Annotated in this window: 24 protein-coding genes; 15 read left to right on the top strand and 9 right to left on the bottom strand. The window is 52.4% G+C overall.

Annotation, left to right across the window (positions count from 1 at the left end; translation table 11 throughout):
- The first annotated feature begins 28 nt into the window (after window positions 1-28).
- Window positions 29-700, top strand: a complete 672-nt coding sequence (locus ACW9KT_RS05220) for a 4'-phosphopantetheinyl transferase superfamily protein (protein ID WP_457078308.1) — start codon at window positions 29-31, stop codon at window positions 698-700.
- A gap of 78 nt (window positions 701-778) precedes the next feature.
- Window positions 779-1,393: a redoxin domain-containing protein gene (locus ACW9KT_RS05215; protein ID WP_457078307.1), complete on the top strand. Its 615-nt coding sequence runs from the start codon at window positions 779-781 to the stop codon at window positions 1,391-1,393.
- A gap of 107 nt (window positions 1,394-1,500) precedes the next feature.
- Here the strand turns inward: ACW9KT_RS05215 and ACW9KT_RS05210 are convergent, their stop codons facing one another.
- From ACW9KT_RS05210 to ACW9KT_RS05190, 5 genes are all read right to left on the bottom strand, one after another.
- Window positions 1,501-2,376 carry a transglutaminase-like domain-containing protein gene (locus ACW9KT_RS05210; protein WP_457078306.1) on the bottom strand — a complete coding sequence of 292 codons (876 nt, stop codon included), beginning with the start codon at window positions 2,374-2,376 and terminating at the stop codon, window positions 1,501-1,503.
- Window positions 2,377-2,739: 363 nt separating this feature from the next.
- On the bottom strand, window positions 2,740-3,480 hold the full coding sequence (locus ACW9KT_RS05205) for a hypothetical protein (protein WP_457078305.1): 741 nt from the start codon (window positions 3,478-3,480) through the stop codon (window positions 2,740-2,742).
- 25 nt (window positions 3,481-3,505) lie between these two features.
- Window positions 3,506-5,134 (bottom strand): acyl-CoA carboxylase subunit beta, encoded by a 1,629-nt coding sequence (locus ACW9KT_RS05200; RefSeq protein WP_457078304.1) that lies wholly within the window; start codon window positions 5,132-5,134, stop codon window positions 3,506-3,508.
- A 100-nt stretch (window positions 5,135-5,234) separates the two neighbouring features.
- Window positions 5,235-6,278, bottom strand: a complete 1,044-nt coding sequence (locus tag ACW9KT_RS05195; RefSeq protein ID WP_457078303.1) for an MlaD family protein — start codon at window positions 6,276-6,278, stop codon at window positions 5,235-5,237.
- Between the two features lie 65 nt (window positions 6,279-6,343).
- Window positions 6,344-7,150, bottom strand: a complete 807-nt coding sequence (locus ACW9KT_RS05190) for an N-acetylmuramoyl-L-alanine amidase family protein (protein WP_457078302.1) — start codon at window positions 7,148-7,150, stop codon at window positions 6,344-6,346.
- A gap of 132 nt (window positions 7,151-7,282) precedes the next feature.
- Between ACW9KT_RS05190 and ACW9KT_RS05185 the strand changes: the two genes are divergently transcribed.
- The 8 genes from ACW9KT_RS05185 (at window position 7,283) to rplS (ending at window position 15,666) form a co-directional block, all read left to right on the top strand.
- Window positions 7,283-10,147: a putative LPS assembly protein LptD gene (locus ACW9KT_RS05185; RefSeq protein ID WP_457078301.1), complete on the top strand. Its 2,865-nt coding sequence runs from the start codon at window positions 7,283-7,285 to the stop codon at window positions 10,145-10,147.
- A gap of 80 nt (window positions 10,148-10,227) precedes the next feature.
- Entirely contained in the window at window positions 10,228-11,043 is an 816-nt protein-coding gene (panB, locus tag ACW9KT_RS05180) for a 3-methyl-2-oxobutanoate hydroxymethyltransferase (protein WP_457078300.1), read from the top strand.
- Between the two features lie 104 nt (window positions 11,044-11,147).
- Complete coding sequence (locus ACW9KT_RS05175; protein ID WP_457078299.1) at window positions 11,148-11,855, top strand: RluA family pseudouridine synthase; 708 nt, start codon at window positions 11,148-11,150, stop codon at window positions 11,853-11,855.
- Between the two features lie 284 nt (window positions 11,856-12,139).
- A complete protein-coding gene (locus ACW9KT_RS05170) occupies window positions 12,140-12,895 on the top strand; it encodes an acyl-CoA desaturase (protein ID WP_457078298.1) in 756 nt (251 codons plus the stop codon).
- A gap of 188 nt (window positions 12,896-13,083) precedes the next feature.
- Entirely contained in the window at window positions 13,084-13,626 is a 543-nt protein-coding gene (locus tag ACW9KT_RS05165; protein ID WP_457078297.1) for a 30S ribosomal protein S16, read from the top strand.
- Between the two features lie 147 nt (window positions 13,627-13,773).
- Window positions 13,774-14,355, top strand: a complete 582-nt coding sequence (rimM, locus tag ACW9KT_RS05160) for a ribosome maturation factor RimM (RefSeq protein WP_457078296.1) — start codon at window positions 13,774-13,776, stop codon at window positions 14,353-14,355.
- A gap of 90 nt (window positions 14,356-14,445) precedes the next feature.
- Window positions 14,446-15,123: a tRNA (guanosine(37)-N1)-methyltransferase TrmD gene (trmD, locus tag ACW9KT_RS05155; RefSeq protein WP_457078295.1), complete on the top strand. Its 678-nt coding sequence runs from the start codon at window positions 14,446-14,448 to the stop codon at window positions 15,121-15,123.
- Window positions 15,124-15,309: 186 nt separating this feature from the next.
- The gene (rplS, locus tag ACW9KT_RS05150; protein ID WP_457078294.1) at window positions 15,310-15,666 is read left to right on the top strand and encodes a 50S ribosomal protein L19; all 357 of its coding nucleotides are present in this window, start codon (window positions 15,310-15,312) and stop codon (window positions 15,664-15,666) included.
- Window positions 15,667-15,755: 89 nt separating this feature from the next.
- Here rplS and ACW9KT_RS05145 read toward each other — a convergent pair whose 3' ends face one another.
- Window positions 15,756-16,178 (bottom strand): hypothetical protein, encoded by a 423-nt coding sequence (locus ACW9KT_RS05145; protein WP_457078293.1) that lies wholly within the window; start codon window positions 16,176-16,178, stop codon window positions 15,756-15,758.
- A gap of 148 nt (window positions 16,179-16,326) precedes the next feature.
- On the opposite strand from ACW9KT_RS05145, the gene ACW9KT_RS05140 reads away from it, so the two are divergent.
- Window positions 16,327-19,290: a M1 family metallopeptidase gene (locus ACW9KT_RS05140; RefSeq protein ID WP_457078292.1), complete on the top strand. Its 2,964-nt coding sequence runs from the start codon at window positions 16,327-16,329 to the stop codon at window positions 19,288-19,290.
- 12 nt (window positions 19,291-19,302) lie between these two features.
- A complete protein-coding gene (locus ACW9KT_RS05135) occupies window positions 19,303-19,890 on the top strand; it encodes an inorganic diphosphatase (RefSeq protein WP_457078291.1) in 588 nt (195 codons plus the stop codon).
- 78 nt (window positions 19,891-19,968) lie between these two features.
- On the opposite strand, the gene ACW9KT_RS05130 is transcribed toward ACW9KT_RS05135, so the two are convergent.
- Window positions 19,969-20,679, bottom strand: coding sequence for a DNA repair ATPase (locus ACW9KT_RS05130; RefSeq protein WP_457078290.1), 711 nt, complete (start codon window positions 20,677-20,679; stop codon window positions 19,969-19,971).
- A 315-nt stretch (window positions 20,680-20,994) separates the two neighbouring features.
- Here ACW9KT_RS05130 and ACW9KT_RS05125 point away from each other — a divergent pair, with 315 nt between their 5' ends.
- The 3 genes from ACW9KT_RS05125 to ACW9KT_RS05115 all read left to right on the top strand — a co-directional run bounded on the left by ACW9KT_RS05125 (window position 20,995) and on the right by ACW9KT_RS05115 (window position 23,121).
- Window positions 20,995-21,402 carry a 6-pyruvoyl trahydropterin synthase family protein gene (locus ACW9KT_RS05125; RefSeq protein WP_457078289.1) on the top strand — a complete coding sequence of 136 codons (408 nt, stop codon included), beginning with the start codon at window positions 20,995-20,997 and terminating at the stop codon, window positions 21,400-21,402.
- Window positions 21,395-22,072, top strand: a complete 678-nt coding sequence (gene folE, locus ACW9KT_RS05120; RefSeq protein WP_457078288.1) for a GTP cyclohydrolase I FolE — start codon at window positions 21,395-21,397, stop codon at window positions 22,070-22,072. Before ACW9KT_RS05125 ends, folE begins: the two co-directional genes overlap by 8 nt.
- A 128-nt stretch (window positions 22,073-22,200) precedes the next feature.
- On the top strand, window positions 22,201-23,121 hold the full coding sequence (locus ACW9KT_RS05115) for a TIGR01777 family oxidoreductase (RefSeq protein WP_457078287.1): 921 nt from the start codon (window positions 22,201-22,203) through the stop codon (window positions 23,119-23,121).
- Window positions 23,122-23,475: 354 nt separating this feature from the next.
- On the opposite strand, the gene ACW9KT_RS05110 is transcribed toward ACW9KT_RS05115, so the two are convergent.
- Complete coding sequence (locus ACW9KT_RS05110; protein ID WP_457078286.1) at window positions 23,476-25,848, bottom strand: transglycosylase domain-containing protein; 2,373 nt, start codon at window positions 25,846-25,848, stop codon at window positions 23,476-23,478.
- Between the two features lie 149 nt (window positions 25,849-25,997).
- Window positions 25,998-26,807 (bottom strand): ferritin-like domain-containing protein, encoded by an 810-nt coding sequence (locus ACW9KT_RS05105; protein WP_457078285.1) that lies wholly within the window; start codon window positions 26,805-26,807, stop codon window positions 25,998-26,000.
- Window positions 26,808-26,828 lie beyond the last annotated feature (21 nt).

Raw genomic sequence — 26,828 nt, 5'->3', positions numbered from 1 at the left:
AGTAGAGCGTCTGGTTTACAACAAACCCATGCCCTTACACTCACTTACGCCGATTTCCGAGCACGCTTTGCTGGGGTTGTGGCACCTCACCGAAACGCCCCCCAATCTGCTTTCTCTGGTGCCCCACGCTGATCATTATGCCGCCCAGCAGCCCGCCGTGCGAGACCCTACTCGTCAGGCTCAGTGGCTGGCCGGCCGCGCCCTTACTCATACGTTACTAAGCGAGCTTACCCCCGCTCCTGCCCAGTTGCACAACGACGCCAACGGCCGTCCCTACTTCGCGCAGTTGCCTGATTTTGCGGTTTCGTTGTCTCATTCCGGGCAATGGGTGGCCGGAATTGTAGCCGTGAACGGACGCGTTGGCACAGATGTTGAGTTAATAAGACCCAAAGCGCAACAGTTGGCAGTCAGGTTTCTAGCTGAGACCGAACAAGCTGACGCCGGCGATGAAACGGCTAAATATAGTCTCTATTGGAGTGCCAAAGAGACGCTGTACAAGCTGCATAGTCGCCGGGGCGTGGTGTTTAAAGAGCAATTGTTGCTCAACCCGTTTGAGCTGCGGGAGGCAGGTGTTTTGACGGGGCACCTGCTGCTCGAAAACTTCCGCAGCCAACACCGAATTTGCTACCAGCGCCTGGCATCCGACTACGTACTTACTTATTGCGTGGAAGATGCCAGCTCGCTGCGTGGTGGGGATTAACTGACTGATGAGCGCCGAGCAACCTCATCAATTCCAAGTTTAATCAGCACCTTAGCATTACCACTTAACTTCCCTCCCATGCTTTTTCGCCGAATTTCTATCGTCGCGGCTGCGGCCCTGCTTTTTTGCACCATGGCGGTGAGTGTGGCCCGCGCCCAATCGGGCCGCACCGTAGATGACTTTAGCCTGCAAAGTACTGCCAGTGGCGCCGTAAAGCTCAGCAGCTACGCCGACCGCAAGGCCGTCGTAGTAGTGTTCGTGAATCCCAATTGTGCCTTTTCGCGCTTGTATCTGGCTCGCCTCACGGCCCTGAATGCTACGTATAGCGCCCAAGGCGTGCAGTTTTTGTTCGTCAACGCCCCTATCAACCTGGAAGCCACCGCCGACGCTTTGGATGCCGATAAGCTGAAAATCAAAGCCACCGGCGACACGCCCGACCTGCCTTACCTCACCGACGAAGGCCAGCAGGTAACGAATCAGCTGGGCGCTACCAAAACCCCGGAAGTAGTCCTGCTCCAGCCAGCCGGCACCGGCTTTGTGGTACGCTACAAAGGCGCCATCGACGATAATCCGCAGGTAGAAGCCTACGTGAAAGAAGCCTACTTGGCCCGCGCCCTCGATAACGTGCTGGCCGGCCGCCCCGCCGGCGTCACCGACAAGCGCGCCGCTGGCTGCTTGATTAAGAGAATGTAAGCTTGGAGAAATTATAGCCACAAAAAAGCCCCCCAAACTGAGTCTGGGGGGCTTTTTTGTGATTATACGAGTTACCCAACGGGTTTCGTAGCACCACACAGGACCCTTTATTCTCCCGTAGGATCTACGTCCGTCTGGGGGGCAATTTCATCGGTCAGGATGGCCAGCAGCTTACCAACTTCCAGCGCTTTAGCAGGTTCTTGCATCTTCTCGAAGCTAAACACCAGATTCCGAAGGGCCCGGCGCACGATATCCAGATGTGAGCAGGGAGAGTAGAAAATATCGTTGGGCGACAGGTTCAATTGCGCCACGTAGTGCTCAATATCAGTGCGGGATAGAATAAGCCCGCGGTTGTAGCAATTGATATAAAACGGCTCACCAATCTGGCTCTGCGACTGGTACGTGAGCACAAACAGATTGGGCAGATTCACGCCGTAAATGGGCAGATTCAGCCGCTGTGCCACCAGCATATAAATCACGCAGAGCGTAAGTGGATTACCGCGCTTGGTTTCCAATACCAAGTGCAGCATGGAGTTGGCGGGCGAATGGAAGTTCTGCGTATTGGCGCCCAGCTTATGGGCTTTAAACAATACGTGGTTGAGCACCTGCACCTGGTCGGCGGGGTGCATGTTGGGGCGCATTAAGGTCCACGCCTCGAAACGCAGCTGCTCAATGGCTCGGTTTAGCGCCTGCAAATCAGCATCGGGGTACTGGTAGGAGTTGAGCAGCCACATGCCTTCGAGCAGGTTCTCGCCGCCCGAGTCGCGCCAGGTGCGCAGGCGCTGTTTTAAGCCATCAAACTGCAAGTCATGAATCAGATCCTCCAGACGCTGCTGCTGCCGCGGGTCGAGGCTCTCCTCCCACGATTCTTCCAGGAAAGGAATAATGGTTTCGCCCAAGCCCTGAATCCGCTCCTCAATCTGGGGGGCAATTTCCGGGTCATCAAGCAGGGATATAAGGGCTTTGATTTCTTTATTGGTCATAGAACGGATGGTCGGGGCGTTTGCAGGGGCTCCGAATAGCACGAAGTAGCAAATAAAAGCAACCGACACGGTTTTGCCTCCGTCGGTTGCCCAGAATCAACACGTAGAATGGAGCAGAATGTTCAAATAAAGTACCTCCGCGAACTGGTTTTCAACTTACCACTGGCGCGAGTTTAGCGCAACGTAACTATTGACCAGCCATGCCGGAAGGCTGCGCCTCCCCCGCCAGAACGACAACGCCGCCCGGATATTCCAGGCGGCGCAGTCACAATTTGCCGCTGGAGCGGCAGTGGAGGTACAACTTCCACTTCAGAGCTTGACACGAGCTACAAGCTCGCGCCAGTTAAGGGGTGCTAGCGAAATTCACTTCTTAATTCTTTCACCTATCCTGAATTTATAGTACGCCGTCTTACCTATATCCTCGTCATTGATATGCTGAAAAGTCTCTATTTCAAAAAGAAATCTTTTAGACTCACTTGAAAAATTACCAAATAGAAATTGCCTGCAAATCGCTCTAAAGAACAGCTCAAACCTACTAACTATTAACTCATTTGACTTTTTATATAATTGATCAATCTGTTTTCCATCTAATATCATTGACCAATAGTTATCGAAGCCATAATACTCAATTAACAAAGATGACTCTAATCCTTGCCATTCGTTTTTAGCATCAAGTTCCTGCTCTATGCCTAGTACTGCATCTAAATTGAAGTACCTGGCCTTTCGCGCATATGCCGATAATATTTTGCAAGCATCATTTGCAAACACGTCTTTGGTTATTATATCGTAGTCCATTGCAGCGAAAGGCCTATTTACTGGAATACAAAATAATTCAACTCTTTTTTTCAGAGACTCGATATCGTGACCATTATTTTTACCTATGAGTTCATTATAATTTGGGAGCCTACCGTTTAATTCTTTAAAATTCAAACATATCATAGATTTAAACAACCTTTCTAACCCACTTGACAAGAATAATAGTATAGGATCATAAAAGTCATTACCTGGATATATTTTTTGAATTTCAGATAATCCACTTCTTAAGAATTTGATTGAGTTACCAATTTCAATTCCCAAGGCGATGTTTCGTGATATTTCATTCATAACACAAGTGGATAATTTTATTTAATCACACCTGAATAACGCCCACATTAAACGCCTTCTCAATCGGCGCATGATTAGCTGCATCAATGCCCATTGAAATTACCTTACGCGTTTCAAGCGGGTCAATTACCGCATCTACCCACAGACGAGCCGCCGCATAATACGGCGAAAGTTGCTCCTCGTAGCGACTCTTGATGCGGTCGAGCAGCTCCTTTTCGGCTTCGGGCGTGATTTCCTCGCCTTTGGCTTTCAGGCTGGCTACTTGGATTTGCAGGAGCGTATTGGCGGCGGCGGCGCCACTCATTACGGCGAGCTGGGCCGTGGGCCATGCCACGATGAGGCGCGGGTCGTAGGCTTTGCCGCACATGGCGTAGTTGCCGGCCCCGTAGCTGTTGCCCACGATAACCGTGAACTTGGGCACCACGGAGTTACTCATGGCGCTTACCATCTTCGCGCCGTCTTTGATGATGCCGCCGTGCTCACTCTGCGAGCCCACCATAAAGCCCGACACATCGTGCAGAAACACCAGCGGAATGCGCTTCTGGTTGCAGTTCATGATAAAGCGCGCGGCTTTGTCGGCCGAATCGGAGTAGATGACGCCGCCCATCTGCATCCCCGTCTTCTTCGACTTCACGATTTTGCGCTGGTTGGCCACAATACCAACTGCCCAGCCATCGATGCGCGCCAGGCCGCAGATTAGCGTTTGGCCGTAGAGGTCTTTATAGGGCTCAAACTCCGAGTTATCCACCAGGCGGCGGATAATGTCCATCATATCGTAGGGCTTGGCGCGGTCGGCGGGCAGCAGGCCGTAGATTTCCTCGGGCTTCTCGGCGGGCGCGGCGGGCGCGGCGCGGTGGAAGCCAGCGGAAGGCTGTCCGCCCATCTTATCGAAGATGTTGCGGATGTGGTCGAGGCACTCCTCGTCGTTTTTAAACTTATAATCCGTAACGCCCGAAATTTCGGAGTGCGTACTAGCGCCGCCCAGCGTCTCGTTGTCAATGCTTTCGCCAATGGCCGACTTCACCAGGTAAGAACCGGCCAGAAATACCGAGCCCGTACCGTCTACAATCATGGCCTCATCGCTCATAATGGGCAAATAAGCCCCCCCAGCCACGCACGGCCCCATAATGGCGGCCAGCTGCACGATACCCATGCTGCTCATCACGGCGTTGTTGCGGAAGATGCGGCCGAAGTGCTCCTTGTCCGGAAAAATCTCGTCCTGCATGGGCAGGTACACGCCCGCCGAATCGACGAGGTAGATGATGGGCAGCTTATTTTCGATGCTGATTTCCTGGGCCCGCAGGTTCTTTTTAGCCGTAATCGGGAACCAGGCGCCTGCTTTCACGGTGGCATCATTGGCGACGACCACGCACTGCCGCCCCTGCACATACCCAACCACCACGACCACGCCACCCGAGGGGCAGCCGCCTTCGGCCTGATACATACCCTCGCCGGCGAAGGCCCCGATTTCCAGGGTTTCGGCGCCTTTATCCAGCAGATAGTCGATTCGCTCGCGGGCGGTGAGCTTACCTTTGGCCTTGTGGGCCGCGATGCGCTTCTCGCCGCCGCCCAGAGCGACCTTCTTATGGCGCTGGCCGAGTTGAAAAATGAGCTGCTTTACTTGATCTTCGTTTTTGTTGAACTCCAGATTCATGCGGCTGGGAATTGGGTGTTGGGGGGCAAATTGGGTGGTTTCGACACAAAAAAATCCGCCCGGAGGCGGATTTCAAAGGTACTTAAAATTGGCAGACGCCTTATTTCACGGGCGTGGTAACCGAATCGGTTGGCACCAAGGTTTGTGGACCGGTAGTTTTTATCTTCTGCTCGACTTCTACCTCACCGTTTGGCTTCTTAGTTACTTCTTTCTTGGCCTTGTCCTTACCGCCAAACGAAATCAGTGAGAAGTTGACGTAGCGTTTCGGGTTGGCCTTAAAGTCGACAAGTAGCGCATCAGTGCTGGCAGCAGAGGCGTTTAAATTGGTGTAGAGCGAATCGTCATTGATGAGTCTACCCAATGAGCCTTTGGTAGAAGTCAAGGACTGATTGAGCGAAGTCATCGTGGCTTGCGCTTCGGTTACCGTGGCATTCATTTTACGCACCGTTTCACTCAAGGGGGCATTTTTAAGCGTGTCCGTGATTTGGGCCAAATTGGTAGCCAAGCGGTCAAATTTACGTTCGGTCACGTTGAGGGCGCGGGTCAGCTCGGCCATATTGGCCGTAATCTGATTGATATTGCGTTGATTCATAATCAATATATTCTTCAACGCCTCCGTCGAGCCTTGGGCATTCAGCAGTGTGGCTTGCAGGCTGATACGCGCTTCTTTGGTTAAGAAGCTGTTCACCTTGATTAGCGTCGAATCGACGGTGCCCAGTACTGGTAGCGCTTTGGCCTGAAATGCATCCGTGATGCTGGCTACGGTATAGGATTTTAGCTCCTCTCCACCATCATATATTTTCGAGTTGCGGCCCATAAACAGGGTGATAGTCTTGCTACCCAGCAGCGTGCCCGACAGACTAGCCACAGTGGAGTCACCCACCACAATGCCTTTTTCCAGCTCAAATTGCACCCGGACCCGGTTGCCTTCTTCCGGTACCAGATGCATCTCGCGCACCTGGCCCACCTTCACCCCGTTCAGAATAACTGGGTTGCCCAGGGCAAGTCCGTCTACGTTATCATACTTGGCATGAAACGTCCGACTAGAAGTGAACAGATTGCTTCCCTTTAGAAAGGTAAAGCCAAAGTACAGAGCCACGAGAGCTACGATAGCGAGCAGGGCTACTTTGATTTCTTTTGACACGTTGGGTCAGCAGTTGAAAAGAGTGAGAGGCAGGTAGATGACGAGTCAACGATAGCTGAAGGGCTTTAATCTCCGTTCATTTCTTCTAACTCGTTCTTATAGTCCCGGAACGCCCGGTATATACCCGAGGCCATATACGACTGCCCCGATTTATCGTTCAGGTAGCGTTCCTCGTTGCGGTTGGTCAGAAACCCTACTTCAATCAGGGAAGAGGGCATAGTTGATTTCCAAAGCACTAGAAAACCGGCCTGCTTCACGCCCCGCGACTTCCGCCCTACCTGAGTTCTAAATTGATAATCAACCTTTTGCGCAAAGCGCAGGCTGTTGTCAACGTGGGCGCTCTGAAATAAGGAAAATAGGATATGGCTTTGGGGCGAATTTGGATCAAAGCCGCCGTAACGCGCTTTATAGTTATCTTCTTGCAGAATAACGGAGTTTTCACGCTTTGCTACGGCTAGGTTTGCCTCGGTTTTGGCCGTACCCATCGTCCAAACCTCCGTGCCATAGGCAGCAGAAGGCCCGGCATTGCAGTGTACACTGATAAATAAATCCGCGTTATGCTTATTAGCAATGCCGGCACGGTCGGCCAACTCCACAAACACGTCAGTCTTGCGGGTGTAAACTACCTTCACGTCGGGTTGGTTGGCCTCGATAAGCCGCCCCAACTCGAGAATTATTTTTAAGGAAACCGCCGCTTCGCGGGCCTCCACGCCAGCGCAGCCTCTGTCCTTTCCTCCGTGGCCAGCATCAAGCACCACGGTGCGCAATTGGTACTTCTTGGGGGGCAAAACTGCCGACCCAGGAGCCACCGCTACCGACGAGCCGGAAAGAAACAAGAGACTCGCCAGACAAACAGCTACAATATTCCGCACAGAGTTCGTTAGTTGGAGTAGCTACCCGCTACCTTTGCAAATCGCCACAAAATAAACGATAAAAACTACGTGGCAGTGCCCTCGCCGTTTCGCTTGATTTATTCTTGCATCCTTTTCTCTCCGACACGGCTGTTGCCGCTGCTCGTGGTTATGCTGCTGGCGCTGAGTAACAGCAGTGTCTGGGCTCAGCAGCGCCGTCCGGCTACGCCCGCCCCCGCCATAGTGCCGCGCGTCAACTCCGATGGCCGCCAGACAACCAATGTATTACCTGATACGAGCCGCACGGCCCGTGGGGGGCGTTTGGTAACCGCAGTTGATACCAGCGCCATTGGCGACTCCCTTCGCGTGGGCGCCGAGGTAAAGGGCGACATCAAGACGACAGTAAAGTATTCGGCGCAGGATTCTATCCGCTTCGACGTTCAGCAAAAAGTAGCTTACCTCTACGATAAGGCCAACGTCGACTACGGGGATTTGTCGTTGAAAGCAGCCGTAATCACCGTTGACTACGGCAAAAACTTGCTGAACGCTATTGGAGCCCCCGACTCAACCGGCAAAGTGCAAGGCAAGCCCGTATTTAAAGACGCGGGCGGCCTGTATCAAGCCGGAGCCATCAACTACAATTTTAAAACCCGCAAGGGCAAAATTGCTGATGCCATCACCCAGCAGGGTGAAGGCTACGTGCACGCCGGCGTGGTGAAAAAGAATGAGCTGAACGAGATTTTTGGGCGCAACGGTCAGTACACGACCTGTAACCTGGAGCATCCGCACTTTCATATTAATGCCACCAAAATGAAGGTGATTCCGGGCGAGAAAGTCGTGACCGGACCTTTTAATCTGGTGCTTAACGATATTCCGACGCCGCTGGGCTTTCTGTTCGGCTACTTCCCGACGCCGGGCAAAAACCGGGCATCGGGCTTGATCTTCCCCACCTTCGGGCAGTCGGCCGACCGGGGCTTTTTCCTGCGCAATGGAGGCTACTATTTTGCGCCCAACGAGTATATCGGTCTGCGCCTGACCGGCGATGTATACGGTGGCAACGCCGAAGCTTTTGGTGGCTTTGCCCTCCGGGGCGAAATGCAGTACATCAAGCGCTATAACTATAACGGTCTGCTTAGCATTGACTACACCCAGCGTCCAGCTAATCTGATTCTGCCCTCCGACGCAGTAAACACCAACCCCGAGTTCCGGCGCCCACGCAGCCCCAAGACCGTCTGGATAAACTGGAGCCACACGCCTACTCCCCGGCCCGGTGGGGGGCGTTTTTCGGCTAGCGTGCAGGCTGGCAGCAACGACTACAACCAGCAGAACTCCTTTGATACGCGGCGCTACCTCACGCCTTCGTTCAACTCGACCATCAGCTACCAGAAGCAGATCCGTAATTCGCCCATTAACTATTCTCTTCAGCTCAGCCAGAACCAGAATACCCGGACGGGCTCCATGAACTTTGTGCTGCCCGATGTTACGGTGGGTGTGGCCCGGCAATACCCATACCAGTGGCTGGGCATCGAGCCGGGTGCTGGGGGCGCATTAGGAAAGGTCTACGAGCAGTTCGCCCTGACTTATACCTTGGTGGGGCGCAATGAGATTAGCAACTTGGAAGAGCCACGACTCGTGAATGGCGGCGTTATTCCCGTCATTGGCGGTACCCGCGAAGGGCGTACCATTCCCTTCGATTTCTCCAACCTTTCGCCTCTGCTCAACAACGCTCGCACCAGCATTCAGCATCAGTTCGGCATTACGCTCGGCAGCTACCCCATCCTGAAGCATATCAACTTCAACCCAACGATCAGCTACGGAGAGTCGTGGTATTTCAAGCGCTTGGATTATACGTTTGAGCCCGCGGCTCAAGCTTTACGCGTTGACACGGTGGCCGGATTCAATCGGGTATATAATTACTCAGGCGGCGCCAGTCTCTCGACGAACATCTATGGCATCTTGCCGATAAAAGGCGCTAAGATTGAGGCAATTCGCCACAAAATTACCCCGTCCGTTGGTTACAACTTTGTACCCGACTTCTCGCGTAACCGAAATTTCTATGAACCAGACCTCAACTTAGGTAGCCTGCGTGATGCGCAGGGTCGGTTGTACAACCAATTCAATCAAGGTACGCGCACGATAGACAACCCAATCTCCTTCAACCGATTCAATGGTATTGCGTCGGGCGTGCCGGGTGGACAGCTTTCCAGCGCTATTACCTTCAGCCTGCAGAACCAGGTGGAGATGAAAGTTCGCTCCAAAAACGATACGACGGGTACTACTCCGTTCCAAAAGGTAAGCCTCATCGACGGCCTTGATTTTAACACCGGCTACAATTTTGCTGCTCCTGGCGATTCGCTACATCTGCTTCCATTATCAGCATCATTTCGGACACAGGTAGCGAAGAAATTAAACATTATAATGAACGCTGGTTTTGTCTTTTATCAGCGCGATTCTACTGGTCGCCTCATCAACAAATTTCTTTTCGACCAGCCTAAGCGTCGACTGGCTCAACTTTCTCAAGCTACTTTAAATCTCAGCTACCAGTTTAACCCAGCAGCTGGCACTAAAAAGTCGACGGTGCAACGCGAAGTTGCGCCCACCAATGACCCCGTGCTTGGTAACCCCCAGCGGATTGATCCCTACGAAGACTATGTGGACTTTGATATTCCATGGGAATTAAGCACTTCTTTCGGCGCCAACTATACCGATCCCGGGGCATTACCGAGCCGTCCAGGCCGCCCGCGACCCAACTCCCTCACGGCAGCCTCTCTCGACGTAAGTGGCTCTGTCAAGCTTACTAAGAACCTACGCCTTGGCTATAAAAGTGGATATGACTTTGTGAATGAGCAGGTTACATTCACTTCCCTGGATTTTTATCGTGATTTGCACTGCTGGCAAATTAGTGGCAGTTGGTTTCCTTTCGGCATCCGCCAAGGCTACAACGTGACTATTGCCGCAAAGTCGAGCTTACTGCAAGACCTCAAGCTGAACCGCAACCGCACCTTCCAGAATCGATAGCGCTGGGGGGCAAATCTGTGGAGTTAACCGAAAAACTCGCAATTTCGGACCACCTTTTATTCCCCATTTCCTCCGCTCTTATGTCCCAGCACAAAGAAGTTAAGCTTGTGACCACTCACCAACTGCTCGCAATGAAGCGGAGGGGTGAAAAAATTTCCATGCTCACGGCCTACGACTTTTCTATGGCTACTCTGCTCGACGGCGCCGGCATCGACGTGCTACTCGTGGGCGACTCGGCTTCCAACGTAATGGCCGGCCACGAAACCACCCTGCCCATCACCCTCGACCAAATGATTTATCACGCTTCTAGCGTGGTGCGAGCCGTGAAGCGTGCATTTGTAGTCGTAGATATGCCCTTTGGCTCGTACCAAGGCAACTCCTCCGAGGCACTACGCTCCGCCATTCGCATCATGAAAGAATCGGGTGGGCATGGCGTGAAGCTGGAAGGTGGCGCCGAAATCCGGGAGTCAATTACGCGCATTCTCACGGCCGGCATCCCTGTCATGGGCCACTTAGGGCTGACTCCCCAAAGTATTTATAAATTCGGCACCTACACGGTGCGAGCCAAGGAAGAATCTGAGGCCCAAAAATTGCTGGAGGACGCGCAACTACTACAAGAGCTCGGTTGCTTTGCGCTGGTGCTGGAGAAAATCCCCTCTGCCCTGGCAAAGCAAGTAGCTGACACCCTCACTATTCCGGTTATTGGTATCGGGGCTGGCCCCGATGTAGATGGACAGGTGCTGGTAGTACATGATATGTTAGGTATCACTAAAGAGTTTAAACCCCGTTTTCTGCGCCGCTACGCTGAGCTTGGCGACTTAATGCACGACGCTGTGCAACGCTACATTCAGGATGTAAAAACGCGCGACTTCCCTTCAACTGAGGAAGCTTACTAATTTTCATTAAGTCTCCCGCTATTGCCATATAGACTTTACACGCTTCCAGCTAACTATGGGGGGCTTTTTTAATATTTTCTTATTACTTTATTAAGTATTACCGCGTGACTCGTCCGAATTTATGGTCGGAACAGAAAGAGATTCTGTTTGAAGACAATCATCTGCTCATCATTAACAAACCTGCTGGGCTGCTTGTGCAGGGTGACGCTACTGGCGACGAACCCTTATCAGTGAAGGCGGCTGAGTATCTACGGTTCAAATACAAAAAGCCTGGTGCCGCCTTTATAGGTGTAGCCCACCGCTTGGACCGACCCGTGAGCGGTGTGGTGGCCTTAGCCAAAACTTCTAAGGCGCTAAGCCGGCTCAATGAAATGTTCCGCGATAATACCGTGCACAAAACTTATTGGGCGCTGGTTGGCAAACGGCCGGAATCAGACAGCGGCAACTTGGTGCACTGGCTCGTCAAAGACCCGATTCGCAACGTTACCAAAGCCTACACCACGGCTCACCCTCAAGGCCAACGCTCCGAACTTAACTATGAAGTGCTCGGCCAAGCTGGCTCCCGCTACCTGATTCAGGTGAACCCTATCACTGGCCGGCCACATCAAATTCGGGTACAGTTGGCTACCGGCTTAGGCACTCCTATCGTCGGCGACGTGAAATATGGTTTTCTGGCGCCCCTACCCGATGTAAGCATCGCCTTACATGCCCGACGCCTCGAGTTGGCGCACCCCGTCAGCAAAGAGCTCATGACATTTGAGGCACCGCTGCCCTCTATTGCCCACTGGGAAGCAGCCCGCGCATACTACTAAGTGTCAGGCGTTTCACTTTCTCAACCTTTTGTCTACTTTCAGGTTATAGTTGAAGTAGCTGTTACTCGCGCAAATATTAAGGAAGTGGCATCTTTGGCCATCACTCTTGTTGCATATTGGCTTGAAATAGCAACTGAATAATATTTTGGCCTTTTCAGCTATTTTATTGACCCTACGTTGGTCTGGCCGTAGGTTTGCACTCAAAATCTGAACTAAACTCGACTGCGTAGTCTTTTGCAGACTACGCTTGCTTCTCTACCTCTGCTTTCCAATACCCTTGTCTCATGCCCATACTTATCTTCTTCGTAGCGCATTACTACTTGTCGCTGTTTACCCAAACGTTTTATTTGCATCGCTATGCGGCGCATAAGATGTTCACGATGAACAAGTTTTGGGAGAAATTCTTTTATCTCTTCACTTACGCTTGTCAGGGCTCCTCTTTCCTATCGCCGCGGGCCTATGCTATCCTGCACCGGATGCACCACGCTTACTCTGACACAGAGATGGACCCGCACTCTCCTCACTTCTCATCTAACCCTTTTGCGATGATGTGGAAGACTAAGGTCATTTACACTGACTTGCTTAAGCATAATGTAGAAGCCCCTGAGCGCTTCGAAGGCGATTATCCAGTGTGGGAAGCAGTTGAGAACTTTGGTAGCCAGTGGTACTCTCGCTTAGGTTGGGGCACTGCTTATGTACTGTTCTATATCAACTTTGCTACCGCATGGTGGATGTACTTGCTGTTGCCGGTTCACTTCTTGATGGGACCATTGCACGGAGCTATCGTGAACTGGGGCGGCCATAAGTATGGTTATCAGAACTTTGATAACCACGATAAGTCTAAAAATACCTTGGCTCTTGATTTTTTGGCCTTTGGTGAATTGTTTCAGAACAACCACCATAAGCTTCCTTTGCGCGTCAACTTCGGTGTGAAGTGGTGGGAATTTGACCCTACTTATATGTTTATATGGGGCATGGACAAAATGGGAGTCATTAAAATTAAGCGCAAGCAAAACGCTCCTGTGCGCGTTGCAGCATAGTTTAACTAACCTAAAAAGAAAGGCTGTCTCGTTTCCGAGACAGCCTTTCTTTTTATGATTGGATAGGCTAGAGCGCTAGTGAATAGATTGAATAATATAATTGCTTTCAATCCAGCAACTATGTGCGTACCTTTGCGCCTCACTTTCAACCAGACGGACGGGTTCCGTCGCTTAACCAACCAAGGTTTATGGCAGTTAAAATCCGCCTCGCCCGCCGCGGCCGCAAGAAAGCCGCGCAATTTGACATCGTAGTAGCCGACGCCCGCGCCCCCCGCGATGGTCGTTTCATCGAGAAGATCGGTACCTACAACCCTAACACCAACCCTGCTACTATCAACTTCGACGGCGACAAAGCTTTCGATTGGATCATGAAGGGTGCTGAGCCAACCGATACGGTTCGTGCTATGCTTTCTTACCGTGGCGTATTGTACCGCAAGCACCTGCAATTAGGTGTTCTCAAAGGTGCTATCGCTCAGGACGTAGCTGACGAGCGCTTCACTGCTTGGAAAGAGCAGAAAGATGCGAAGATCGAAGGTAAGCGTACTAGCTTGGGCACTGCCAAAGAGGAAACTCGTAAGCAGCAGCTGGCTGCTGAGACCAAAGTAAAAGAAGCTCGTGCTGAGGCAATCCGCAAGAAGCAAACTCCAGTTGCTGAGCCTGCTGCTGAAGCCGAAGGCGAAACGACTGAAGCTGCTGCTCCAGCCGAAACTACGGACGAAGCCGGCGCTTAAGCATCGCTTAAGAGTTTAAAGGATTGAGAGTTTAGAAGTTGTTGTCTTGCGGCTTATGCCGGAGCAGCTTCTTCTAAACTCTCAACTTTTTTACAAAAAAGCTGTCTTTGTTGCGCCTTTCTTTTCACTCATTAGAATCTTTGTCCTATGACTATTGACGAATGCTATCAACTTGGCGGCATTGGAAAGACACATGGCCTCAAGGGCTTCGTTGTGGCTTTCCTGGACGTGGACGACGTTGAGGCCTACCGCAAAATGAAGTCGGTTTGGCTGGAATTGCCCCCCACGCCCGGTAAGCTTACCGCTTTCACAGTGGAGCGGGTACAGCCTCAAACTTCTGATCGGGTCTTGTTAAAGCTACAAGGCATTGACACAGTGGAAGCAGCCGAGCCGTTGCGAAATGCCAAGCTATACAAGGCGCTCGAAGAGTTGCCAGAGCTTGAGGACGACCAGTTCTACTTTCATGACGTTATCGGCTACACAGTAGTGGATGAAGAACTGGGTGAGCTGGGCACAGTGGAGACGTTCTACGAAATGCCTCAGCAAGATTTGATGGGCATGAGCTACCAAGGCAAAGAAGTGCTGATACCAGTAGTAGACGAGTTGGTACTGCACGCCGATGAGGCTGAGCGTAAGCTGCACGTACGTTTGCCCGAAGGGTTACTAGACGTGTACCTCAAGCCCGCTTCCCGGGAGCGCGACGAGCCCGACGAATTCCTTGAGCCATAGTGGGCTGGCGAGCGAGTAAAAAGCCCCCAACCTCACTTTAACAAGCTTACATTCAGAAACTAGCTCCGCTGCCTGCTGAGCGATGCTCCTATGCGTCTCGATATTATCACCTGTCAGCCCGATTTATTGGTCAGCCCCTTTGCCCATTCCATTGTGAAACGGGCACAGGAGAAAGGCCTAGCTGAAATACACGTTCATGATTTGCGCCGCTTTGCTATCAACAAGCACGGGCAGATAGACGACTATGTATTTGGCGGGGGTGCGGGTATGGTGCTACGCGTGGAGCCCATTGCGGCCTGTATAGACGGCCTGTTAGCTGAGCGCCCCTATGACGCCGTCATTTATATGACGCCGGACGGTGAGACCCTGCGGCAGCCGCTGGTGAACCGTCTGTCTTTGATGGATAACCTCATCATTTTGTGTGGGCATTACAAAGGCATCGACGAGCGTATTCGCCAGGCTTATATTACTCATGAAATTAGTGTAGGTGACTATGTGCTCAGCGGTGGCGAATTAGGCGCAGCCATTCTTACCGATGCTGTTGTGCGCTTGTTGCCCGGCGTGCTTGGTAATGAAGAGTCGGCTTTGAGCGACTCATTTCAGGATAACCTGTTAGCTCCGCCGGTTTATACACGCCCTGCAGAGTGGCGTGGCCAGACGGTTCCAGACATTCTACTTTCGGGCAACACCCCCCAAGTTGACATTTGGCGGCATGAGCAGGCCTTGGAGCGCACACGACTGCGCCGCCCCGATTTGCTCGATGAGTAAGAGTAGATGACCTAATTATTTAATAGTTGCTGGCTCAACTAATGCGCCTGAGGCCAACCTTTAGCTATTTAGACATTTAACCTTGTAATAAGTTTGCCTTCGTCAAAACAGAACGCTATATTTGCGCCTCTTTTACCCGAAACCACTCGGACGGCGGCGCCGTCCTATTTTTAGTTTTTCCCAGCCATGAGCGTACTACTCGATTTTATCCAGCAGGAATCCCAGGAGCGCCGCGCCAGCTTCCCCGCTTTCGCCGCCGGCGATACCGTCAATGTTCACGTAAAGATTCGTGAAGGCAATAAGGAGCGCATCCAGCAGTTCCAAGGCGTTGTGATTCAGCGTAAGAACCCAAACTCAAACGGCGAGACTTTCACCGTTCGTAAGATTTCCAACCAGATCGGTACCGAGCGTATCTTCCCACTGCTGTCGCCTAATATCGACAAGATTGAGCTGATTCGTCGTGGTAAAGTGCGTCGTGCCCGTTTGTTTTATCTGCGTGGCCTATCGGGCAAAGCAGCCAAAATCAAGGAGAAGCGCAACTAAGCTTTGCTCTTTTGAACACAAAAAAGCCGGCCCCTTCTCAGGGGCCGGCTTTTTTTGTTTTGTCCTAGCGGGGACGGTTTAGGCTGCTGCTACGAGTTGTTATTGTTCTTCAAATCCTGCTCAGGACTGGTATTATCATTCTTGCCTTGAACTTGCTTGGCAGCCTTCAGTAGCGCTTCTCCTAAGCTCGTGACACGCTGCGCCGTATTGGGGTTAACAGCGAAAACAGCCGACTTGATCGTGTTTTCTCCTAGGCGGCCCAACAATTGCCCAACTAGCTTATGATCGATAGTGCCGCCGTTGAAATGGGCCTTTAGCGCCTGCAAATCAACTACTATTTGATGTAGCTCTGGATTGTTTACATCCTTCACGTCCTCAATCCAGCGCTGAAGCACGTTATCGAAGCCGGCACGGGAAGCCTCTTCCTGTAAATCGTTATTTAAGTTATTGATGGCCCCATCCAAGTGATTTTGGTGCTGGGTATCGTCTTTAGGAATTTTGTTGAAAGACATAGTGGGGAGGTGTTAATCCGCAGGGGCAGATGGTGAATACTCTGTTGGGGAAAACGGGTCGACAGGAAGAAAGGTTGTGAGACGGCCTTTTGGGGCGTAGAACGTACTTTCGCCTCGCATTTAGTCGCTCGTTCTATTATTTCTCCGCATGAAAAAGTTACTGGCCAGTTTCTGGCTTGCTTTTCTTCCTTTGGCTGTGTTCGCGCAGGCCACTCTATCTGGCGCCTATTGGCAGCAGGAAGTCAACTACTCCATTGATGTAGCTCTGGATGACCGCCAGCACATGCTTACGGCTCAAGAGGAAATCCAATACACAAATAACTCCCCCGACCAGCTGACCTTCATCTGGTTTCATCTCTGGCCCAACGCCTACCGCGACAACACCACGGCTTTCGCCAAACAGCAGCTGCGCAACGGAAGCCGCAAGTTTCAATTTGCCCCCCAAGACCAGCGTGGCTTCATCGACCAGCTGGATTTCAAGGTAAATGGCCAAGCTGCCACGCTCACCTTCGACGCCGAGCACCCAGATATGGCCAAGCTCATGCTACCTCAACCCTTGGCCGCGGGGGGCAAAATTACGATTACGACCCCATTCCGGGTGAAAATACCGAACTCGTTTTCACGCTTTGGCCACGTGGAGCAGTCGTATCAGATAACGCAGTGGTACCCGAAGCCAGCCGTGTACGACAGCCGGGGCTGGCACCCTATGCCCTACCTTGACCAAGGCGAGTTCTATTCTGAGTTCGGCTCGTTCGATGTACGCATTACCTTACCAGCCAATTACACCGTGGGTGCGACGGGCGTACTGCAAAACCCCACAGAGCAAGCCCGACTGGCGCAGCTAGCTACGGCCGCTGCTGCCAAGAAAGCTGAAGACTACGGCAAAGACTTAACCTTCCCGGCATCCGCCTCAGAAACTAAAACCCTACGCTATGTGCAAGACCGCGTGCACGACTTCGCTTGGTTTGCTGATAAGCGCTTTAATGTGCTGAAGAGCGCTGTAACGCTACACTCGGGCCGGCAGGTAGACACGTGGGTAATGTTTGTTAACAAAGACGTAGACAAGTGGATCAAAGGGCTACAGGACGTTAACGACGCTGTTACTTACTACTCGCAGTGGGTAGGCGAGTATCCCTACTCGGCTGCTACGGCCGTCGATGGAGCGCTCAGCGCCGGTTCGGGTATGGAATACCCGATGGTAACGGTTACGATGCCCGAGGCCATCGTGCATGAGGTAGGCCACAACTGGTTTTATGGTATTCTGGGCTCCAATGAGCGGGTTTATCCGTGGCTAGATGAGGGCGTAAACTCTTATATAGAAAACCGGGTAGCCGAGCGCGACAACCCCAATGCGGGTATGTTCGAGTCGGTGCTGAAATCGGGAAAGGTATCGCAGGCGCTTGGAATTGAGGGCTTAGATGCTACAGCGCTAAACCAGGTGCCATACCAAGCCGCAGCCAGCCGTGGCCTCGACCAGGCCGTGAGTGGGCCTAGTTCGGCTGAATATGGCAAGCTTAACTATGGTATCATCGTATATACTAAGACGGCTTCCTTGCTGAAATACCTAGCAGGCTATTTGGGGCAGGAGAAGTTTGATGCCGCTATGCACGCCTACTATCAGCGTTGGCAGTTCAAGCACCCCGACCCGGCGGATATGCAGGCTTCGTTTGAAGAAAGCACAGGCGAGTCCTTGAGCTGGTTTTTTCAGGACATGCTCCAATCGACTACCCGCTACAACGCGGCCGTGGGCGACTTGCAGGTAACCAACGATCAAGTGAAAGTGCTTATTCGTAATGATTCACCCTCGCCGTTTGCCGTGCCGGTAGCTACGCTCGATGCCCAGGGCAAAGTACTGGAAACGCAGTGGACGCCCGTATTTGGCGCCGGCGAAAATGAAGAAACCCAACTCGACTTCCGCCGCGAAGGTGTGGCTGCCGTCGCCATTGATCCTGCTTACCTCACGCCTCAGCTTAACCGCCGCGACGATCATGTAAAGCTCACAGGCACCTTTCCTCGCTTGGAGCCAATTCGTTTCAAGGCGCTGGCATCGGTTGAGCGCTGGGATCGGGCCGCCATCAACTGGCTGCCGGTCATTGGCGCTAACACTTCGGACAAGCTGATGCTGGGGGCCGCTTTCTACAGCAGCCCGTTAGTTATTAAGCGTCTGAGCTACTTGGCCATGCCTATGTATAGCTTCAACCGCAATGAGCTGAATGGCATTGGCACGCTTAACGTAAACATTCTACCCAAAGAAACCGTCCGTCAGCTTGTCACCAGCATCACGGTGCAGCGCTTCGAGCGTTACCTCAAAGTGGAGCCTAGCTTGACCTTGACTTTGCCCAAGTCGGCCTTCAGTGGCCCTCAGCATACGATACAACTTGCGAATACCTCCGTGCGCGACCAAGACCTGGACGCGACTACCAGCATTCAAACCTTATCGTACCAAGTGCGCGGTGGCGACGCCCTGCAAAGCTGGTCGGCCAATGTGGAGCTGAACCGCCTCACTCCTGACTTATCGGTGGAGAATTCCTCAGTGCAAGCCACCTTGCTTCGCGCTTCCGCTACCTACAGTCGGTTCTATTCTCCGAAGAAGCAAGTGCAGGCACGTTTGTTTGGGGGGCGTTTTTTGCAAAAAGCTAATGAAGCACCCTTCGTTATTGGCTTAAGCGGCAGTCCTGACTACCGTCGTCAAACTGCCTTCTTAGATCGTCAGCAGATCTCGGATGTTTATACCGCACAGATACATCAAACGGATGACCGTGATGGCGCCTTTAAAGGCTATGTGCCCGTATTCAGCCAGCGGTGGCTTAGCACCCTTAATCTACAGGCCGATTTACCTGTTACAGGGCTAGGCGTATTTACTGATTTTGGCGTGATGAAAGAAGAAACTGTGCTTTCCAGCAGCCGTGGGGGGCAAAATTTCTTCTACGATGCGGGCTTGGTGGTGCCCATTATTAAAAACGTTTTCCAATTCTACTTGCCCGTAGCTGGTTCGCAATATGAGAATGGTTTGCCTAGCAGCCGCAAAGATTTCACCGACCGAATTCGCTTTGTGCTGCGGCTTGACCAACTTAGCCCTTTCCGCCTGCTCGATGCTCAATTAGCCAAATAACCCATCTTGTTGATGCGTGGTGCCACCGGATTTTTAGTGAGCCTTCTGCTTAGCCTCGGCGTAGCCGGTTGCCAAACCGACTACGCCGAGCTACCCACGTTTTCCCCGGAGCGCAAGCTGATGCAAGCCGTAATTGAGGTATCAGCGGGCACCAATTATGAGCAGCGCTACGACCCGGCCAACAACAAATTTGCCCCTCAGCAACGCGCGGGTAAGGATCGGATGCTAGAGTTTCTGCCTTATCCCGGCAACTATGGTTTTGTACCCAGCACCAGTACAGCTTCGGGCAATGCATTGGCCATACTAGTGCTAGCTGAAAGTCAGCCTGCGGGTACGGTGCTGGAAGTGCTACCTATTGGCTTAGTAGTGCTCGATAAAGCGGGCGTGCTGGAGCGGGTGGTACTAGCGGTGCCCGCCCGTCCGAGCCAACGTATTCTGCCTCACGTTACTACTTGGGACGATTTTACGCAGGGTTATCCGGCTGCCCAGCAAATACTACGGCTGTGGTTTCAGCATAGCGACAACCCAGGTGCGGTACGCATCATGGGCTGGAAAGACGAGCAGACGGCTATTCAGCACGTGCGCGACGTGATGCGCTAAGAACCAAGCGTCATTCGTATAGAATAAAAAAGCCCCCCAGAGAACTTCTGGGGGGCTTTTTTATTAGCGGTAAGAAAGCTATTCAATCTTGTTCATGCGCTCTTTTACGGCTTCCAAAGCCACACGCATGTTCACAATGTCGGCACGGGCGGCTTCCTGCTCTTTCAGGTTCATGTCCACCACGTTGTTAAACTGCAGCAGTTCGGCGGCATTCTTAGCCAATTCCTGCTGAATTTCTGCCTTGCGGGCTTTATTCTTCTCAATGTCTTTTCTAACCAAATCAGCCTTGGCAATAACGGCCATGTGGTTGTTTTGCGATATTACCAGTGACTTTTCGGCTTCTGCAACCTGTACGGCCAAGTCTTCGCGGTAAAGCAGACGGGCGAACTCTTTTAAATATTTCTCCGCAGCGCTCCACTGTACAGGAGTAGCAGCTTTGTCCAAGTAAGCATTGCCCAAGTCAATAGACCACCAGATAGTAGTGCCCGTAGGAGTAGCATCAACTTTGCTGATAACGCGAATCGGAGTTTTGGATATTTCGTCGATGGTAACGCCTTCCATCGAATAGATACCTTTATCGTTTTTCAACTTGTTACCGTATTTAGTAGTCAAGTTTTTGGCCCAAGAATCTTCCACTCGCTTGCTTTCCAGCTGCAGGGAAATTCGTTGTCCCTTGCGAGGAATACCTTTGATGGACATGTCCGTTTCATCAACGGGTGCCTTCTGAGCATAGGCAGATACCGTCAGCATGAAGCTCAGGAGCAGGGAAAGGAGTACACCTTGTTTCATATGTGAATGAAAAGGGTTGAAGGAAAAGTTATTGTCAGAGTAAAAGCTGGTTGTTATCTAGAATCTCACTACGCCAAATCTATACCAGACTGTCCTTTGCTGCCTACCCCACGAGTTGTTTTTTTTCAAGAAACCATACTTTTGTTTAATAAGTCATAACCTATATAATTTAACTACCACCACGCCGCTTCAAGCTGATTCACAAAACCCTATTGAGTTACTTATATCATTGGCAAACTTCTATATACTAGCCAATAAATAGACTTACTCGAAGCAAAGTGAACAAAATGCTGTGGGGGTGGTTCAGCAAGGACTATGCAAGTCACCGTCTGCCGAAAGGAACACTTTAACGCTGCTCATCGCCTCTTCAACCCCGCTTGGGATGCGGCGCGCAATCAGCAGGTGTTTGATAAGTGTAATAACCCGAACTATCATGGTCACAATTACGAGTTGATTGTGCGCCTCACGGGCCCCATCGACCCCGAAACTGGATACGTGTATGATCTTAAGCGCTTAAGCGACCTGATTAAGCGCGAGATTCTGGATACCTTTGATCATCGTAACCTCAACTTGGATACGGAGGAGTTTCGCCATCTCAACCCTACGGCCGAGAATATCGCTGTGGTGATCTGGCAAAAGCTACGGGCTCATCTGGAGTCCCATTTACTTTTATCGGTCACGCTGTATGAGACCGAACGCAACTTTGTTGAATACCATGGATAATTCCGTGCCCGCGGCTGCCGCCACGGACCAACCCGTCCCCACCGACGCGCATTTGCCGGCTGATCTACGCACGCCGCTCCGTCCTGATGCCTTTGCCCTCAGCGAAGAGCAAAAGATAGCGGGCATCGCTGAGCATTTTCGCGAAATCATGACCCTGCTGGGCCTTGATCTAGACGATGATAGCTTGAACGGTACGCCCCAACGCGTAGCTAAAATGTACGTGCAGGAGTGGTTTCGTGGCCTCAACCCCGTTTATCAGCCCGATGTAAAGCTTTTTGATAACCGCTACCAATATCATCAGATGCTGGTAGAGCGCGACATCACGCTTTTTTCCTGCTGCGAGCACCACTTTGTGCCCATTATCGGCAAGGCGCACGTGGCTTACCTGCCTGGTGAGCATGTGGTTGGCTTGTCTAAGCTAAACCGGGTGGTACAATATTATGCCCGCCGCCCCCAAGTACAGGAGCGCCTGACCCGGCAAATTGCGGAAGAGCTGAAAAGCACCCTGCACACCAACGATGTCGCGGTGTTAATTGAAGCTGACCACTTATGCGTGATGAGCCGCGGCGTGAACGATACGAGTAGTAGCACGCTCACGGCCGAGTACGGCGGCGCCTTCGACCGCGACATAGCCCTGCGAACTGAGTTTCTGCGTTTAATCGGGAAATAAATTTCTTGTTGTGAGTTGTCGGCTGCCTGCTAGCTTGCATACCCTTTCGATCTAGCCTCACCTGTTCAACACCATTTGTCAGCTAAACACGTAAGTGCCAAACTGCAAATAGGCAACACTCCAACCGTATGTCCCAGAAAGTTCTAATCACCGGTGGCACAGGCATGATAGGCACCCGCCTCGCCGAGCTGCTCATTGATGCGGGCTATGAAGTGGCCCTGCTCAGCCGCCAAGCTGGCTCCAGCCATTATCAAACTTTTCGCTGGGATCCGCACCATGGCACGCTGGACCCTGCTGCCATTCGCTACGCCGATTACATTATCAATCTGGCGGGATCGAGTGTATCGGATGGCAAGTGGACTGAAGAGCGCAAGCGCGAGATTATGGAGAGCCGCCTGGATGGTACCACATTGCTTGCCAAGGAGCTAGCTAAAGGTGAACACCACGTGCGCGCTTTCATATCAGCCTCGGCTATCGGGATTTACGGCGACAGTGGCGACAAACTGGTAAATGAAGAAACGCCCCCCGGAGCTCCCCAGGACGATTTTCTGGCCGAGGTATCGCGCAAGTGGGAACAAGCTGCCCAACAAGTACAGGCACTTGGGATTCGTACTGTTATCGTACGCATTGGTATTGTGCTCAGCACCCACGGCGGTGCGCTGCCACAAATGGCACGCCCCGTGAAACTGATGGCCGGCGCCCCGCTAGGCACAGGTAAGCAGTTCATGTCCTGGATTCACCTCGATGACCTGTGTCGTTTGCTGATTCAGATGCTGGATGAGCCGCAGTGGCAAGGCACCTATAATGCCGTGTCGCCCAATCCGGTTACCAATCAAGCCTTTACGCAAGCACTAGCCGACGTCATGCATCGGCCACTAGTATTACCCAAAGTTCCGGCATTTGCTCTCACTCTTATGATGGGGGAAATGAGCGAAATAGTGCTGGCTTCGCAGCGGGTAAGCGCCGATAAGATTTTGAACCAGGGCTTTACGTTTGAATACCCCAACCTGAAGGCAGCGCTGGAGTCGTTTTATGCGGCTGAGGAGTAGAACTGCATCTACGCCACCAAGACTTGTTACTGCTATTAGCTTGTTGTTTTTCTTAACAATAATAAGCTCTTGCGAATCGGCTATAAGGTATGCCTGCGGTGAACTTACTGGTGAGCGCCGACAGTACGTAGCCGATATTAATATGGCTTATATAAGGCAGCTATATGCTGAGCAGGTACCCTGCTATCCCGACTATCTGCAGCTAAATTGTGTATCATCTGTTCCAAGCAGCAGCATCGATTCTATTGAAGCTACAGCCCGCCCACTTGGCTGGATTGAGGTTTTGGTTTATGACCGAAACAATATTTTGATAAGGGGTAATACTGGCTCTATGTAAAAGCCTGTGGTTTGCTTTTACAAACTATCTGGCACGCCCAGCCGTGCTCCGCCCACTGAGTTCAACCTTTCCAACAGATTATCGGCTACGAGGGAGTCCATTGGCTCCACAATACGACGCGGGGCAGGTGTTAGGCAGTTATACTTCTTCGTAATCTTAACCGTAGGCTTGGGGAAGGGACCATACTCGATGCCCAGGTTTTTATCCCGGTAGAGCTTTTCCATGTAGGTGCCGTACACAGGTAAGGCCATGCGGCTACCTTCGCCCTGCTGGGAGCGGAAGAAGTGAATGCTGCGGTCTTCGCCGCCTACCCACACGCCAGAGACTAAATCTTTGGTGACGCCCATATACCAGCCGTCGGAGTAATTGGAGGTGGTGCCAGTTTTGCCGCCTATCTCGTTGCCTTTCTTCCAAAGATCGTATTCCCACAAAGCCTGGGAAGTGCCGCCGGGCTCCTCCATACCGCCTTTCAGCATATGGAGCATGAGCCAAGCCGTTTCGGCCGAAATAGCGCGCGTTTGCTTGGGGTCAAACTGCTTGATGACATTGCCATTGCGGTCTTCAATACGGGTTACGAGCAAGGGCTCAGTGCGAAAGCCGTTGTTGACAAATGTGCTGTAAGCATTCACCATCTCGTACACACTCACGTCGCCTCCCGAGCCTAGGCCGATGCTGGGCACGCCAAGCAGCTTGCTCCGAATACCGACTTTATGGGCGTATTTGGCTACGTTTTCCCAGCCTACTAGCTCCGTGAGCTGGGCCGTCACGGAGTTTATGGAGCGCGCCATGGCGTGGCGCAGAGTCATGTTGGAGCCGGAGTATTCGCGGGTTACGTTGTTGGGCTTCCACTCCATGTCCTTGCCGTTTTCCACGTAGCGAATGGTCACACGCTGGTCGCGAATACGGTCGCAAGGCGTGTAGCCATTGTCGAGGGCAGTGAGGTACACGAAGGGCTTGAACGTAGAGCCAGGCTGACGGCGGCCCTGCTTCACGTGGTCGTACTGGAAAAAGCGGTAATTCAGGCCACCCACCCAGGCTTTGATGTGGCCCGTGTAGGGATCCATAGTCATCATGCCCGCGTGCAGGAATTTTTTGTAGTACGCCAGCGAATCCAATGGTGACATAACAAGCGTCGTGTCGCCGTCGCCTTTCCAAGTGAACACTTTCATCGGGCGCTTAGCATTCAGAGCCGAGTCTAGACGAGCGGGTTGGCCTTTGTAGCGCTCGGCCAGCATTTTGTACTGCTCGGTGCGCTTCATCTGGGTTTCAATGAAACCGGGAATTTCCTTGCCCTTATCATCCACCCACGGGTTGCCCCCTCTGTTGCGCCAGAAACTATCGAACTGCCGCTGCAATACTTTCATGCGCTCAAGCACCGATACTTCAGCATGAGCCTGCATGCGCGAGTCGATGGTAGTATAAATTTTGAGGCCGTCGCGGTACATGTCGTAGCCGTTCTTCTCGCACCACTGATTCACGGTCTGACTTACCGCTCCGCGGAAATAAGCTTCAGGGCCGTCGAAGTGCTTATCTACCTGATAGCGCAACGCCAGGGGACTTTTTTGCAAAGAATCAACGGCGCGGGCGCTTAGGTGGCCCGCTTGCCCCATGCGCGTCAGTACTAGGTTGCGGCGCTTGAGGGCGGCTTCGGGGTGAAACTTAGGGTTGTAAGCGGTGGGGTTGTTGAGCACGCCGACTAGCATGGCGGCTTCTTCGGGCTTGAGGCTGTCAGGCGAGGTGCTGAAGAAGGTTTTGGCCGCCACTTTAATACCGAAGGCTTGCGAACCGTACTCCACCGTATTGAAGTACATGCGCAGAATTTCTTCCTTGGTATAGCGCCGCTCCAGCTCCACGGCCGTCAGCCATTCTTTAGTTTTGCTAACGAGCGTATTGACGACTGGAATATGGCCAAAAGCGCCGCCGGTTTCGCCGCGGCGGGTTTTATATAGGTTTTTGGCCAACTGCTGTGTAATGGTGCTGCCACCACGCTTTTCACCCCGGACCACAGCCCACACGGCTCCGGCCATAGCTTGCGGATCGATACCAGCATGTTCGTAAAAACGGGCATCCTCAGTGGCAATAAGAGCCTTCACCAATAAGGGCGAAATCTTTTTGAACGGTATGGGTGAGCGATTTTCGCGGAAATACGTGCCGATCAGGACGCCATCGGAGGTGTAGAGTTCGGAGGCTTTTTCCACCTTGGGGTTCTCCAGTTCCTCTAGTCCCGGCGACTTACCGAAGAGGAACATGAAGTTGGTGCTGACCAAAATCGGATAGAGCAGGAACACGCCCAACCCTACGATAAATGCCCCCCACGCCATGCGCGACAGGATATTGGGCCAGCGCCGACGGGGCTTTTTTACTGACTTTGGCGATTCGGGAGCGGACATGTAGAACAGAACACGTGGCGGCCGAGGGGCCACTCATAGCAGGAGGCACCGACGACGGATACGCAAATATACCAACTAGGCGCGGCCCCGTAGCCAGATTTCCCAACCAAACCGCAGCGATAGGTGCTCGGGTTCAATTTACTTGCACCTTACTCCCCTGCCCACAGCGCCCGAAACGCCAGCCTTACAGGCGCACAAGGCACACTGACGGCTGGTTTAACAACGGGTGCCGCCTGCTGCCCACGAATAGAAATGCCCCCCGGCGTGGTCAGCATCTCCTCTACCCTTCCAAACTCAACGCTCACGGCTTCGGCAAAAGCCAGCAGCCCAAAGCCCCCAGCTCGCAGCGTGCGATGATACGTAAACCATACTACCAATGTAGTGCCCACCATCAGCCCACGATATACCTGGCGCGTAGCCCAACGACGTAGTCCGCCGTGGGTGCGCGTAATTTGATGCAGAGTAAAGCACTGAAAATTCAGGTGCATTTCCTCATCACGAAGAATACGCCGGCAGATTTGCTGGAGTAAGCCCGAAAAGGTAGCCTGATAAAGCGCCTGATAATATACGGCAGCAATAATTTCGGCCGTGAGCAGCACCCGCAGCGTGTGCTCCAGCGACGCCCACTGCCGCAGCCAACGAAACACTTTTTCCAGCATACTGGACTTGGTCAGGCGCGGAATCTGGTGGAGGGCCATGTACTGCCCCAACACCATGGCGTGGCCTTGCTCCTCCTTAATGAACAGCCGAATAGCCGCCACATAATCAGGGTCGCCGAGGGCTTTGGCTTTCTGGTAAAGGTGCTTGCCCTCGGAATGCTCGCCTTGCTGAAACTGGGGCAGAGAATGACGAATAACGCGCAGCTCGCGGGCGGTGAGGCGGTAGGTATCGTCCCAGCTCAGATTGTCGAGGTGGTCTTGGTTGGCGCGAAAATAGGCGGCCCAATCGTGGAAAGTCATGGTCTTGCTAGTTGGGGTAAA

The sequence above is a fragment of the Hymenobacter sp. HD11105 genome, assembly GCF_054051685.1.
The sequence above is the reverse complement of the archived record's forward strand: the minus strand, read 5'-3'. Positions and strand labels throughout refer to the sequence as shown.

Coding starts and splice junctions, on each gene's coding strand:
- ACW9KT_RS05200 (WP_457078304.1), bottom strand. CDS start 5,134: ATGAATCTGGAGTTCAACAAAAACGAAGATCAAGTAAAGCAGCTCATT.
- rimM (WP_457078296.1), top strand. CDS start 13,774: ATGACTATTGACGAATGCTATCAACTTGGCGGCATTGGAAAGACACAT.
- folE (WP_457078288.1), top strand. CDS start 21,395: ATGGATAATTCCGTGCCCGCGGCTGCCGCCACGGACCAACCCGTCCCC.
- ACW9KT_RS05110 (WP_457078286.1), bottom strand. CDS start 25,848: ATGTCCGCTCCCGAATCGCCAAAGTCAGTAAAAAAGCCCCGTCGGCGC.
- ACW9KT_RS05105 (WP_457078285.1), bottom strand. CDS start 26,807: ATGACTTTCCACGATTGGGCCGCCTATTTTCGCGCCAACCAAGACCAC.
- ACW9KT_RS05135 (WP_457078291.1), top strand. CDS start 19,303: ATGCGTGGTGCCACCGGATTTTTAGTGAGCCTTCTGCTTAGCCTCGGC.
- ACW9KT_RS05220 (WP_457078308.1), top strand. CDS start 29: ATGCCCTTACACTCACTTACGCCGATTTCCGAGCACGCTTTGCTGGGG.
- ACW9KT_RS05165 (WP_457078297.1), top strand. CDS start 13,084: ATGGCAGTTAAAATCCGCCTCGCCCGCCGCGGCCGCAAGAAAGCCGCG.
- panB (WP_457078300.1), top strand. CDS start 10,228: ATGTCCCAGCACAAAGAAGTTAAGCTTGTGACCACTCACCAACTGCTC.
- ACW9KT_RS05140 (WP_457078292.1), top strand. CDS start 16,327: ATGAAAAAGTTACTGGCCAGTTTCTGGCTTGCTTTTCTTCCTTTGGCT.
- rplS (WP_457078294.1), top strand. CDS start 15,310: ATGAGCGTACTACTCGATTTTATCCAGCAGGAATCCCAGGAGCGCCGC.
- ACW9KT_RS05170 (WP_457078298.1), top strand. CDS start 12,140: ATGCCCATACTTATCTTCTTCGTAGCGCATTACTACTTGTCGCTGTTT.
- ACW9KT_RS05145 (WP_457078293.1), bottom strand. CDS start 16,178: ATGTCTTTCAACAAAATTCCTAAAGACGATACCCAGCACCAAAATCAC.
- ACW9KT_RS05130 (WP_457078290.1), bottom strand. CDS start 20,679: ATGAAACAAGGTGTACTCCTTTCCCTGCTCCTGAGCTTCATGCTGACG.
- ACW9KT_RS05125 (WP_457078289.1), top strand. CDS start 20,995: ATGCAAGTCACCGTCTGCCGAAAGGAACACTTTAACGCTGCTCATCGC.
- trmD (WP_457078295.1), top strand. CDS start 14,446: ATGCGTCTCGATATTATCACCTGTCAGCCCGATTTATTGGTCAGCCCC.
- ACW9KT_RS05115 (WP_457078287.1), top strand. CDS start 22,201: ATGTCCCAGAAAGTTCTAATCACCGGTGGCACAGGCATGATAGGCACC.
- ACW9KT_RS05215 (WP_457078307.1), top strand. CDS start 779: ATGCTTTTTCGCCGAATTTCTATCGTCGCGGCTGCGGCCCTGCTTTTT.
- ACW9KT_RS05210 (WP_457078306.1), bottom strand. CDS start 2,376: ATGACCAATAAAGAAATCAAAGCCCTTATATCCCTGCTTGATGACCCG.
- ACW9KT_RS05205 (WP_457078305.1), bottom strand. CDS start 3,480: ATGAATGAAATATCACGAAACATCGCCTTGGGAATTGAAATTGGTAAC.